Consider the following 12,790-nt stretch of genomic DNA (forward strand, 5'->3'; position numbering starts at 1 on the left):
TCTTCTAAATTAAAACGATCCTAATAAATTAAAACAATTTTATATTTCTAATAAACTAGCAATTAACATAATTCCCTTTGTAATTTGTTCTTCATCAGCATAACTGAAAGAAAGTCGCAAAAATTCTGATCCGTCGTAGGGATCGATAAAAAAATGCTTTCCAGGAATGAAACTAACCCCTATTGCTAGAGCTTTTTTCAGTAATTTATCAGTATCTATATTAGGAAGATGCACCCAAATAAAAAATCCACCGGTAGGTTCAGTCCAATGGACAGTTGAAGGCATGTATTTTGAAAGGGCTTCTTTTATTAAAAAAAGTCGCTTGCTGTAATCAGATCTGACTTGTTGTACCTGTGTAGAAAAATCGTAATGATTTAAATAATACGCGGTGACTGCCCAAGAAAAAGCATGATCTGCATCCTTCTTAAAATGAGACATTGCTTCAACCATTTTTTTTGGCGCTACAGCCCACCCAATTCGTAAACCTGGTGCGACTACCTTAGACAAGGAGGATAAATAAATAACTCTATCTAATTTGTCAAAGGATTTAATAGGTGGCAAATCTCCTTTGAATGCAAGTTGACCATAAGCATCATCTTCTACAATCAGAAAATCATACTCTTCAGCAAGTTTTAATAACTGAGTTCGTCTGCTCAATTCCATTGAGATACCAGTTGGATTATGGAAGGTTGGCACCGTATAAATCAGTTTTGGAAGCTGAATTCTTTTTTTTCGTCTATACGCCAAGTCCTCAGCTAGAAAATCAACATCTAGACCCTTTTGATCCATTGGGAAACTTATAAAGTTGGATGTGTAGTTTCGAAAAATTTCAATCGCTTCCATATAAGTAGGGGATTCCAATGCAACTAAATCACTTTCATGCAACAATACTCTAGCTGTAAGATCTAGTGCTTGGGTACTCCCAGCGGTGACGATCATTTTTTGATTATCTGAATGAATCCCACGAATGCAACTATTTTCCTTTAGTAATAATTTCAAATTCTTTTTTGATGGACTTCCTTCATACTGAAAAGGTAAATCTCTTTCTTTGTTTGATAGATTTAATGCAGCATTTATTAGATCCTCAATCGGAATTGCGTTTGGATGAGGATATCCAGCATGCAGATTAATATTTTGTTTCAAAGGGTTAGGCGCCCATTGGCCTGGTGGTCCAACTTCGAGCGCCTTGTGTATAAGAGGTGGAAAAAAACGTTCAAAATTCATTTAAACACCCTGCAATTCAATAGTTTATGTTTATTTTAACATGATAGGAGAGGGGATATCCTGATTTACCTCTTTAGCTATCTTTTGAATTGTATCCCATAATCGTTTTATATCATCTAAATTTTGTTTTATATTACCTATTGAAATTCTAATGACATATCCTTCTCGTATTACCGCGTGTGATAGGTAAACGAGTCCCGATTGATTTAGTTTTTGCATGATTTGAGCATTTAACTTATCTAAATATTTCTTGGATTCCTCATTTTCATCTAGCTTCAACTCTGTCCAAACATTTTGTAAATGTTCGGGAACATAACGAATGCATAGAAGTGGGAAAGGTGAACTAGTCACACATAAAAAATCGGGGTGTAACTTAACTTCATTTTCCAACCATCCAGCTAGTCTGATGCTCTCCCTCATTCGGTTAACTAAACCATCTAATCCATAACTACGAATTACCCACCACAGTTTTAAAGATCTAAAGCTACGCCCAAGCTGCAAGGAGAAATCCATATAATCTATGCTGCCGTCTTCTTTCTCCGTTTGTAAATATTCTGGAACCAAACGAAAACTGTTGGCAAGAGCCCCTGATCGACGGCAAAATAAGGCTGTAACTTCAAGTGGTGTATAGAGGCATTTGTGTGGATTAACGACTATCGAATCTCCAAGTTGTAGGTTTTCAGACTTATCCTTCACTTCAGGAACTACATTCCAAAATCCCCCAAATGCCGCGTCAATATGTAACCAAATCCCATGTTCTTCACAAATGTGCGAAATTGAGGAGATTGGATCCGAAGCACCAGTAGCCGTAGTACCAACAGTTGCAACTACTGCCATTGGTCGAAATCCTTTTTGCAGATCTGATTGAATCGCTTTTTCTAATTCCTCAGGGATCATTTGATAATCTTCATCCGTTGAAAGTCGAACTACATGATCTGTTCCTATTCCTAGAGCGATAGCAGCTTTATCCACTGAACTATGTGCTTGATCGGAAGTATAAATCCTTAAAGTTGGCAGTACTCTTCCAGTAAGGCCTTTGGTGCGAACCTCCAAATCAGTTAAGGCATCTCTTGCTGCGACAAGCGCGTAAAAAGTTGCTAAAGAAGCATTATTTATTAGAACACCATCTGAAGAAGGATCATAACCTACCATTTCTGTAATCCATCTAAGTACTATTTTTTCGAGAGCAGATGCAGCTGGAGAAGCCTTCCAAACCATAGCATTTACATTTAATGAAGATATGAGAAGATCAGCCAATATACCTGGGAAACTTGCTGTAATACTAAAATAAGCATGAAATGATGGATGATTCCAATGTGTTAAATGAGGAATGATTTTTTCCCATGTGTCATCTAATGTTAAATCAAACGATTCAGCTTTCTTGGGTATAGGCCCATCTAACATATTTATCAATTCTTTTGGGGTTATGTCCGTACTAACAGGAGTTTCACGTATATTTTCAAAGTATTCTCGAATTAATTGAAGCAGCTTTTGTCCTTGTTCTTCGAACTCATGTGGAGCCCAATCTCCCAAATTCAAATTTTCGTTATCCGGTTTCATTTTATACCATCCTCTACAAATAATTCATGGACAATATGATCATGATCAGTTGGTCGATCCTCCCAGTCCCAAGCACCAGAAACACTCAAATTAGCTCCAGATATATAAGAAGCACGTTCGGAAACTAAAAAGCTAACTGCATCTGCGATCTCTTCTGGTGTTCCCAATCTCTTCATAGGAACACGTTGACGCATCCATTCCACTTGTTCAGGTGACTGATATCCATTTTCAATGAGACCTGGTGAAATACAATTCACTGTAATTCCGTAAGAGGCTTCTTCAACAGCTAGAGAACGAGAAAAAATGATAACACCTGTTTTGGCAATGGAATAAGCAGCAACGTTTGGTGCACCACGAACGATATAGTTTGGACTCAAACCTATATTTACAATACGTCCCATCCCACGTTTGCGCATTCCAGGTATAACGGCTTTACACATATAAAAAACACTGTGTAAGTTGCTTTTAAATACTTCATCCCACTCGTTTACAGCAATTTTAGAAATAGGTTTTAGATGAAATTCACCAACATTATTAACAAGTATATCTATTGACCCTAGTTGATTTGTAACTTGAACAACAAGTTTATCAACGTCATCAGGATTCGTTACATCGGCTTGAAAAATCATTGCTCTTCTACCTAGCGATTCAATTTGATTCATTACTTCAATTGCTTTTTCTTTTTGTCCGCGATACACAATAGCCACATCCGAACCCTGTTTAGCAAGTTCTAAAGCAATGGCCTTCCCAATACCTCTAGAGCTACCTGTAACCACTGCAACCATATTAGTTAAGTTCATTCCAAACACCTTTCTTTTATTTTATTTGATGTGACTATGATTATGGCTATCATGGTCATGTTCTACTTCTACTTCTAATTCATGAAAGTAAATAATGTTACGTGGTTTTAAGCAGTATTTGGCATAAAATCCTGTTAATATAGATTCCTCTTTATTTCTGAGATCAACATGAAGTTCATGACTTTTCCAAGGGTATTGCATGATGACTTCATTTGGCATCTCTGAATTCTGATAAAATGAAGCATGACCGCACCAACCTGGATGATCATGAGCACCTGGACCTACTAAGTCATCCATTTCTTGCATTAATTCCAAGGCTTGCTTTTCAAGACCGTTTTTTAAATACCAAGTTTCCATTACTGTAATCATTTTTAATTCCCCCTTAATTTTTTGCTTCACGTTTTTCTTTATAAAAATTTTGCATGAGAGAAACACCGTCATCAACAAAATGCTGACATACTAAACCATGATGTTCACGATTATGAGTTTGAGCATCCATAAGATGATTCCAAGATCTCGTAATCATTGAGGGCCACTGATGTTTATCTCCTAATTTCTGTACCATTAGATCACGAAGTTTGCGAAATTTGATAAGCATTAATTTATGATCAATGTTTAATACCCCGCTGAAACCTTCACTAAGAAACGGAGGCATCATTGAGGGTCTGATTAATTCCTCATAAGATTTGGGCGAGAAGTCCGACGTATACTTCATAGTAGCAGTGGAAGCTTTCATTAGGTTAGAAAGTCTATCAAGTGATTTTGTAAGCAAATGCCATTCATTTTGATCTAAAGCTTGAATACTAGATTCAAGCAATGTATTCATAGTAATGATTATGATCTGAAACGATTGGTGTCCTTGTTTCCAGCGCAACACTGCCTGCTGGTAAGCTGTTGAAATAGATTCTACTGAGTTTGATTGCATAACTTAACTCTCCCTTTGTTCACTTTGAGAAACATCCACCCATTTCTCCAATGTAACTTGAAATACATTTAACCAACCCTTAAGAATTTCATATTTATCTATTGCCTCCAAGCTAGTGCCTTCCAGGTCATGTAATTGGTCTTCATATAAATGAATACAATTTTTAGACCAGTCAATCAGATCAGGATTGTTTCTTTTTAATCGAAAATAAAGTTCATATTCTTCTTCAGAGGACCTTCCTGAAAATAAATCTGGTACTTTTGAATTTTTTGGAATGGATAGAGGTTTTATTAAACCATAGTCCAGATCTAGTTCACTACTCATCTTAAATCACCTCCTTATATAATTCTTGAAGGCAATTAAAAAACTGTAAATTTCTAGAAATAACATTAATTAATATTCTAGAAAATAAATTAAATACCTTCAAATAAATGTAAATTACTTGCTAATTGAATCAACATTCATAATTATCACAACACAATGTTTCCCTATGTCTATTACATAATTCACTTTACATAATAGATCTAATTAATAAAAACACTGTTTATGTTCGTATTTAATTAAAAATTGGGAAATATTCTATTTTTCTCCTATATTCCAAATGTTTCATAAAACAATATACATATATGTATATTTTGTTTAAGTGGGGATTGCTAATCAGGTCTGTATAGTTGATGTGGAATCCTTTTTGACTCATCTTTTTCAAAAAGGATTGTTTTTGTAGACAATAACTAGAACTGACTTAAATATTCATTTAGTCAAAAAAGTGATATTATAATATAATAAACATATATTGAAAATGCTTTCTTATTTATTATATTTTGTTATAAACAAAGAGGAGGAATAATGTATGCAGACTGAAAAACAATACATACCAGGTTTAGAAGGAGTGATTGCTTGTGAGACGAATATATCCTATTTAGATGTGGAAAATGAGGAAATCGTAATTCGTGGTTATGATTTGATTGAACTAGCAAAAAATGTGAAGTATGTAGATATCATCTCTCTTCTATTAGATGGTAATCTACCAGAAAACGAACAGCGAAAGGAACTAGAGTCACAACTACAAAAAGAGTATCAGCTCCCAGAAAATATTTTATCCATATTAAAACTATTACCATCTAAAACTCATTCCATGGACGCATTGCGTACAGGCGTTTCTGCTTTAGCTGGTTATGAAGAAGACCTTGAAGATCGCTCACAAACTTCAACCCGTGATAAAGCGATTCGATTGTTAGCTAAAGTACCTAATATCGTTGCTAATAGTTACCATGCAAAAGTGAATCAACCCTTCATTGAACCTAGACAAGATCTATCGTACAGTGCAAACTTCCTGTATATGATTACTGGAAAAACGCCTTCAGTAAGTGAAACTGAAGCATTTGATCAACTATTGATGGTTTACAGTGAACATGAAATGCCCAATTCTACTTTTGCAGCAAGGGTTATTACTTCAACACAGGCAGATATTTATGGTGCGTTAACAGGAGCTGTTGCTTCATTAAAAGGAACCCTTCATGGTGGAGCGAATGAGGCAGTGATGAAAATGTTATTAGAAGCAGAAACAAAAGATAAAATCGAACCGATGATTTTAGAGAAGCTAGCGAATAAAGAGCGCATTATGGGGTTTGGACACCGAGTTTATATGAGGAAAATGGATCCTCGCGCATTACTAATGAAGGAAGCATTGTTGAAGCTAGTTGAAGAAAAAGGGAATCGAGAATTATATGATATGTGTGTCATAGGTGAAGAAGTGATGAAACGAGAAAAAGGATTGTATCCAAATTTAGATTATTATGCTGCACCTGTATATTACTTATTAGATATTCCAATTGATTTATATACACCGATCTTTTTATCCTCTCGTATTGTTGGCATTAGTGCACATGTAGATGAACAAAATCAAAATAACCGATTGTTTAGACCTAGAGTGAAGTACTTAGGACCTCGAAATCTTCATCCGTAAGGTCATATATTCACTAGTATTGGTACCCTTCACATCTCGGTATGTTAAACTATAAATATATTAAATAACAAAAATGAAAGGAATCATAATATGAGTCAAATTACATCTCCAAATACAGATACACAAAGTTTTGATTCTCTCATAAAAGAGATAGCAGAATATGCAGTAAATTACAAAGTGAATAGCAGTGAAGCATATGATACTGCTAAATACGTATTAATCGATTCATTAGGGTGTGCAATGCTTGCTTTACGATTTCCAGAGTGTACAAAACATCTTGGTCCTATCGTACCTGGGACAAATGTAGAAAATGGTGTACGTGTTCCAGGTACACAATTCGTATTAGATCCGGTTCAAGGTGCTTTTAATATCGGAACTATGATTCGCTGGCTTGATTATAATGATACTTGGTTGGCACAGGAATGGGGACACCCATCAGATAATCTAGGTGCAATATTAGCTGTAGCGGATTATATGAGTCGTCAAAGAGTAATCGAAGGAAGAGAACCCCTAGTAATGAAGGATGTGTTAACCGCTTCGATAAAAGCACATGAAATTCAAGGTGTACTAGCGCTAGATAATAGTTTAAATAGAGTTGGGCTTGATCATGTCTTGTATGTAAAGGTAGCTTCCACTGCTGTAGCCGCTGCTATGTTAGGTGGTCATTTAGAAGAAGTTATGAATGCGGTTTCAAATGCTTGGATTGATAATGCAAGTCTTAGAACCTATCGGCATTTTCCGAATACAGGGTCACGTAAATCATGGGCTGCTGGGGATGCAACAAGCCGTGCTGTATGGTTATCATTGATGGCTAAAAAGGGAGAAATGGGTTATGCTACTGCATTGACAGCTGACAAATGGGGTTTTCAGGATGTCTTATTTAAAGGTGAGCAATTAACACTTGCCCGTCCTTTTGATTCCTATGTGATGGAGCAGGTGTTATTTAAAGTATCATTCCCAGCTGAATTTCATGCGCAAACAGCTGTTGAATGTGCTGTGAAACTTCATCATGATATAAAGGATCGTTTAGAAGATATTGACAAAATCACAATCAATACTCATGAAGCTGCAATTCGAATCATTGATAAAAAAGGTCCGTTGAAAAATCCAGCAGATCGTGACCATTGTTTGCAATATATGACTGCAATTGGTTTAATTTATGGAGATTTAATAGCAGAGCATTATGAAGAGGAATTCGCTGTAGATCCTAGGATTGATCTCTTACGTGAGAAAATGATTGTCGAGGAAAATGAACAATATAGTGTGGATTATTTAGATGCAGATAAACGATCTATTGCAAATGCAATACAAATTCATTTTAAAGATGGCAGTAAAACAGACAAAGTGGAAGTTGAATATCCGATTGGTCATCGCAAAAGAAGAGCAGAGGCTAAACCAAAACTATTAGAGAAGTTTGAAAATAATCTAGGTACAAGATTTCCTGCTAAAAAAGTAGAAAAAATCGTTGAGCTTTGCATGGATCAGAAAAAGTTGGAAGAAACGGCAGTGCATGATTTTATGAAATTATTCATCATTTAAATTTATATTTTATAAAAGTATCCTTCGATTCGTATGTTTGGTCGGAGGGTATTTTTACTTGAAGATAAAAACCACAGAAGCATAATATATTTTGCACTTTCATAGAAATTTAGGTATAGAGGAGGAGATTAAAATGAATGAGCAAAACTATCGTAATCATGCTCGGTTGCACCCAATGTATCATTATATTGGTGCACCCATAGTACTAATGGTTTTTATTGGTACAATCATTAATTTAGTTTTATCCATTTCATCAGGGGAAAATATTTCTATTGCTCTTCTTTGGATTGGAGGCTCTATTGGACTATTTGTAGTTTTTGGACTTGTAAGGATATATTCCATCAAGGTTCAAGATCGTGTAATTCGTTCGGAAGAAAATTTGCGTCATTATGTTCTTACAGGCCGTTTATTAGATCCAAGTTTAACAATCAGTCAAATTATTGGTTTGCGATTTGCAAGTGATGAAGAGTTTCCAGCTTTATGTGAACAAGCGAGTAAAGAAAATCTGGATAAGAAACAAATTAAAAAAGCAGTAAAGAATTGGCGTGGAGATTATTATCGTGTGTAAAGAGATGTAAATTAAGATATAAAAAGCGCTGAAAAGCGCTCTTTTAGTTTCCTTTAAACTAAATACTTACTTCAAATTACATCAAAAAATATTTTTCTCACGTATCATACACTTATTGTAAACTAGTACTAGAAAGGTTTTTAATTTTATTGGATTGGTATACGATTTCGTAAATGTAATTGCCTAGTCTTTCATTGCTGATTATATCCGTACAACACAGTGTTTGAGTTATTTAGTTATAACAGTGTAAGGAGATTATAATACTTCCCATGCATTATAAATAAAAATACTTTAGATATTTCTTAAAATTTTAAAGTGAAATATTAAATTATTTTAGTGACAGAAAAAGTGAAATCTATTATTGTTTAGTTAAATAAAATATATATTCTAGTTTTTTTCACTAGTCTTCGTTTTTCTACTACCACTACTATACTCTTTCTAGTAGTGATACCACTTATTGAAACTATACTAAAATGTGAAGTCTCAATTTACATTCTCACCTTAAATCTACAAGTTAGAATTTTATTCAATCCTCTACTTTTAAAAAAAATCACTTTAATAGTGTTAATTTTATTAGATTTTTATTTCTACTATCACTTATGACGTATAGATGACTACTCTAAAAAAATATGGATTATAAAATATCCTCTTATGTTATATTGAGCCAAGTGAATAAGCACTTTTGTGGATGAATATAGATTGTATTGTGTCTTTTCCAGAAAAATTTCAGTCATAAGATTGAAATTTTATTTTTTTTTTAAAGGAGGTGAATTTAATTTAGGATCGGTTTCATTATAGGTTTGAAAAAATTTAATGATCAGGAGGAAAGTACATTGAAAATTTTTCGAAATATGACGATTTGTTTTCTGTCATTACTGGTATTGTTTTCTGGTATGTTTGAAAATTTTCAAAAAGGAAGTGGAGTTGATGCTGCACCAAGTACTTATAATTATGCAGAAGCACTTCAAAAGTCTATTTATTTTTACGAAGCACAGCGTTCTGGTGAATTACCTGATGATAACAGAGTAGAATGGCGTGGTGATTCAGGATTAAATGATGGTGCGGATGTAGGCTTGGATTTAACTGGAGGATGGTACGACGCAGGAGATCATGTAAAGTTTGGATTTCCTATGGCAGCAACTACAACAATGTTGGCTTGGTCAGTTTACGAATATAAGGATGGTTACATACAAGCAGGCCAATATGAAGAAATACTAGACAACATTAAATGGGCTACAGATTATTTCATTAAAGCTCATACAGCTCCTAATGAATTGTATGGTCAAATAGGATCTGGTGGAGTGGATCACGCATGGTGGGGACCTGCTGAAGTGATGCAAATGGCTCGCCCATCCTACAAAATTGATGCAAGCTGTCCTGGTTCTGATTTAGCAGGTGAAACAGCTGCTGCTTTGGCAGCTTCATCGATCATTTTTGAAGAAACTGATCCCACCTATGCTGCTACTTTATTGCAACATGCAATCCAGTTATATGATTTTGCAGATCAATATAGAGGGAAATATTCAGATTGCATTACAGATGCTGCTTCATTTTATAACTCATGGAGTGGTTATGAAGACGAAATTACCTGGGGAGCAGTATGGTTGTACTTAGCAACAGATGATGAAACTTATTTAAATAAAGCGATCACTTCCACATCAGATTGGGGTACAGAGGGTCAAACGCCATATTGGGGTTATTTATGGACACAAGCATGGGATGATAAACATTACGGAGCCCAGCTTTTATTGTCTAGAATTACTGGAGATAGTCAGTTTATAAACTCAACAGAAAGAAATTTAGACTACTGGACAACTGGGACTGAGGATACAGGACAACAGATTACCTATACACCTGGCGGTTTAGCTTGGTTAGATACGTGGGGTGTTTTAAGATATGCTGCGAACGCTTCTTTTTTAGCATTTGTATACTCAGACTGGTTAGAAGCTAGCAATCCAGTGAAAGCACAAAAATATCGTGATTTTGCAGAAAGACAGCTTCTATATATGCTTGGTGATAACCCTGATAATCGAAGTTATGTAATCGGTTACAGTAATAATCCACCAGAGCATCCTCATCATCGTACCTCTCATGGTTCTTGGGCAGATAGCCAATCTGTTCCACAAAATCATCGTCATGTATTATATGGTGCTTTAGTTGGCGGACCAGACCAAAATGATAACTACACAGATGACATCGGTGATTACGTTAGTAATGAGGTTGCCACAGATTATAATGCTGGTTTTACAGGTGCGTTAGCAAAGATGAATTTAATGTATGGTGCTGGGCAGCAACCACTACCAAACTTCCCTCAACCAGAAGTACGTGATGATGAGATGTTCGTAGAGGCATCAGTAAATAGTTCAGGAGCAACTTATACTGAAATTAAGGCTTTGTTAAACAATCGTTCGGGATGGCCAGCAAGAATGGGAGATAAATTATCCTTCAAATATTTTGTGGATTTATCTGAAGTATATGACGCAGGTTATACGATTAATGATCTATCCACGTCAACTGCATACAATCAAGGCTCAACTGTATCAGGTTTTATCCCTTTTGACATCGATAACAATATATATTATGTTCTTGTGGATTTTACGGGTGTTGAAATTTACCCAGGGGGGCAATCAGCTTATAAAAAAGAAGTGCAATTTAGAATGGCAGCACCATCAGGAACTACGTTCTGGGATCCAAGTAATGATTACTCATATCAAGGATTAGCTTCTGGTTCTTCAGTGATTAAAACGACATATATTCCCGTGTTTGATGATGGAATGAAGGTGTTTGGTGATGAACCGGGTCCCGCTGTACCTCCTAGTATACCGATAAATTTATTAGCAACAGAAGGGAATGGGCAAGTTACTTTAAGCTGGAATCATGCAACTGGAGCAAATAGTTATAACATCAAAAGATCTGGAACTAGTGGAGGACCTTATTCTATTGTTGATTCAACCTCTAATAACAGTTATACAGATATGGGTTTAACTAATGGGGAGACGTATTTCTATGTGATCAGTGCTTCAAATAGTTCTGGGGAAAGCTCAGATTCATCTGAAGTAAATGGCACACCATCTTTACCACAGCCTGGAGCGTTTACTTTATCCGCTTCAGCAGGTGATGGACAGGTGGATCTCAGTTGGAGTTTATCTAGTGATGCTGACCATTATGATGTGTTAAGGGCACAAATAAGCGGTGGACCTTATACAACAATTGCAAATGGAATAACGTTAAGTGATTACACAGATCCTTCCGTTTCGAATGGCACGACCTATTTTTATCAAGTAGTTGCAAATAATGGAGCAGGTACAACAACCTCAAATGAGACTCAAGTTACTCCACAATTACAGCAGCCAGGCAGCTTTACTTTGTCAGCAACAGCAGATGATGGACAGGTGGATTTAAACTGGACTACTTCTGCCTATGCAAACAGTTATGAAGTTTTACGATCAACTTCCATGAGTGGACCGTTTAATAGCGTACAATCTGGACTCTCAACTACTTCTTATTCAGATACAACAGTTACAAATGGCACAACCTATTATTACAAAGTGGTAGCATCAAACAGTGCAGGCAGTGTGGAGTCTAACGTTACAGATGTCACTCCAAACGCACCGGTAATGGGAGATTTAGCTTTACAGTATAAAGCAGGAGATACAAATGTTACTGACAATCATTTCAAACCTCACTTTAATATTGTGAACAATGGGGATAGTCCAGTGTCTCTCCATGATTTAACGATACGTTATTACTATACGATAGACAGTAATCAATCACAGCAATTCCATTGTGATTATGCAACTATAGGGTGTGCAAATTTAAATGGAACCTTTGTAACGACGAGCCCATCCTCAGGTACGGATCATTATTTGGAGGTTAGTTTCACATCAAGTGCAGGCAGTATTGCAGCTGGAGGTCAAAGTGGGGAGATACAGACACGTAATAATAAAATGGATTGGAGTAACTATGATGAAACGAATGATTACTCCTTTGATGCAAGCAAAACTCAATTTACCGATTGGGATCATGTGACTTTATATCAGAATGGTCAATTAGTGTGGGGTATTGAACCATAGGTCATTATGGTATCTAGGTGATATTTTATTTTCAGTCTTTCAGTGGGGATTGAGAAGAAGACCCCACTGAAAGAAAGGTTCCATTAAGTATATTATTTATAGTTGTCTTATTTTTTGATAGATGAAAGGAGATTA

10 protein-coding genes are annotated in these 12,790 nt (G+C 35.7%); 4 read left to right on the forward strand and 6 right to left on the reverse strand.

The annotated features are described in order from the left end of the window. Window positions 1–39 precede the first annotated feature (39 nt). Genes EPK97_RS04800 through EPK97_RS04825 form a run of 6 tightly spaced genes read right to left on the reverse strand, consistent with a single transcriptional unit; the run spans window position 40 to window position 4,833 of the window. Window positions 40–1,224, reverse strand: coding sequence for an aminotransferase-like domain-containing protein (locus EPK97_RS04800; protein WP_162035489.1), 1,185 nt, complete (start codon window positions 1,222–1,224; stop codon window positions 40–42). 30 nt (window positions 1,225–1,254) lie between these two features. Next, the gene (locus EPK97_RS04805) at window positions 1,255–2,784 is read right to left on the reverse strand and encodes a pyridoxal phosphate-dependent decarboxylase family protein (RefSeq protein ID WP_162035490.1); all 1,530 of its coding nucleotides are present in this window, start codon (window positions 2,782–2,784) and stop codon (window positions 1,255–1,257) included. Further along, window positions 2,781–3,584, reverse strand: a complete 804-nt coding sequence (locus EPK97_RS04810) for an SDR family NAD(P)-dependent oxidoreductase (RefSeq protein WP_162035491.1) — start codon at window positions 3,582–3,584, stop codon at window positions 2,781–2,783. The genes EPK97_RS04805 and EPK97_RS04810 overlap by 4 nt, the downstream gene beginning before the upstream one ends. 21 nt (window positions 3,585–3,605) lie before the next feature. Then, window positions 3,606–3,953 carry a hypothetical protein gene (locus EPK97_RS04815; protein WP_240903700.1) on the reverse strand — a complete coding sequence of 116 codons (348 nt, stop codon included), beginning with the start codon at window positions 3,951–3,953 and terminating at the stop codon, window positions 3,606–3,608. Between the two features lie 13 nt (window positions 3,954–3,966). Next, on the reverse strand, window positions 3,967–4,509 hold the full coding sequence (locus EPK97_RS04820; RefSeq protein ID WP_162035492.1) for a hypothetical protein: 543 nt from the start codon (window positions 4,507–4,509) through the stop codon (window positions 3,967–3,969). A 3-nt stretch (window positions 4,510–4,512) separates the two neighbouring features. Further along, window positions 4,513–4,833 carry a hypothetical protein gene (locus EPK97_RS04825; protein ID WP_162035493.1) on the reverse strand — a complete coding sequence of 107 codons (321 nt, stop codon included), beginning with the start codon at window positions 4,831–4,833 and terminating at the stop codon, window positions 4,513–4,515. A gap of 526 nt (window positions 4,834–5,359) precedes the next feature. Between EPK97_RS04825 and mmgD the strand changes: the two genes are divergently transcribed. The 4 genes from mmgD (at window position 5,360) to EPK97_RS04845 (ending at window position 12,655) form a co-directional block, all read left to right on the forward strand. Next, the gene (mmgD, locus tag EPK97_RS04830; protein ID WP_162035494.1) at window positions 5,360–6,475 is read left to right on the forward strand and encodes a citrate synthase; all 1,116 of its coding nucleotides are present in this window, start codon (window positions 5,360–5,362) and stop codon (window positions 6,473–6,475) included. Window positions 6,476–6,565: 90 nt separating this feature from the next. Continuing rightward, window positions 6,566–8,014, forward strand: a complete 1,449-nt coding sequence (locus EPK97_RS04835; protein WP_162035495.1) for a bifunctional 2-methylcitrate dehydratase/aconitate hydratase — start codon at window positions 6,566–6,568, stop codon at window positions 8,012–8,014. Between the two features lie 133 nt (window positions 8,015–8,147). Further along, the gene (locus EPK97_RS04840) at window positions 8,148–8,582 is read left to right on the forward strand and encodes a DUF6526 family protein (protein WP_162035496.1); all 435 of its coding nucleotides are present in this window, start codon (window positions 8,148–8,150) and stop codon (window positions 8,580–8,582) included. An 893-nt stretch (window positions 8,583–9,475) separates the two neighbouring features. Then, entirely contained in the window at window positions 9,476–12,655 is a 3,180-nt protein-coding gene (locus EPK97_RS04845) for a glycoside hydrolase family 9 protein (protein WP_240903715.1), read from the forward strand. The last annotated feature ends 135 nt before the right edge of the window (window positions 12,656–12,790 follow it).

The organism is Chengkuizengella sediminis (genome assembly GCF_010078385.1).
GTDB classification, from domain to species: domain Bacteria; phylum Bacillota; class Bacilli; order Paenibacillales; family KCTC-33759; genus Chengkuizengella; species Chengkuizengella sediminis.

Excerpts from the sequence above, each read along its gene's own strand:
- EPK97_RS04800 (WP_162035489.1), bottom strand. The coding sequence starts at position 1,224 with ATGAATTTTGAACGTTTTTTTCCACCTCTTATACACAAGGCGCTCGAA.
- EPK97_RS04805 (WP_162035490.1), bottom strand. The coding sequence starts at position 2,784 with ATGAAACCGGATAACGAAAATTTGAATTTGGGAGATTGGGCTCCACAT.
- EPK97_RS04810 (WP_162035491.1), bottom strand. The coding sequence starts at position 3,584 with ATGAACTTAACTAATATGGTTGCAGTGGTTACAGGTAGCTCTAGAGGT.
- EPK97_RS04815 (WP_240903700.1), bottom strand. The coding sequence starts at position 3,953 with ATGATTACAGTAATGGAAACTTGGTATTTAAAAAACGGTCTTGAAAAG.
- EPK97_RS04820 (WP_162035492.1), bottom strand. The coding sequence starts at position 4,509 with ATGCAATCAAACTCAGTAGAATCTATTTCAACAGCTTACCAGCAGGCA.
- EPK97_RS04825 (WP_162035493.1), bottom strand. The coding sequence starts at position 4,833 with ATGAGTAGTGAACTAGATCTGGACTATGGTTTAATAAAACCTCTATCC.
- mmgD (WP_162035494.1), top strand. The coding sequence starts at position 5,360 with ATGCAGACTGAAAAACAATACATACCAGGTTTAGAAGGAGTGATTGCT.
- EPK97_RS04835 (WP_162035495.1), top strand. The coding sequence starts at position 6,566 with ATGAGTCAAATTACATCTCCAAATACAGATACACAAAGTTTTGATTCT.
- EPK97_RS04840 (WP_162035496.1), top strand. The coding sequence starts at position 8,148 with ATGAATGAGCAAAACTATCGTAATCATGCTCGGTTGCACCCAATGTAT.
- EPK97_RS04845 (WP_240903715.1), top strand. The coding sequence starts at position 9,476 with ATGTTTGAAAATTTTCAAAAAGGAAGTGGAGTTGATGCTGCACCAAGT.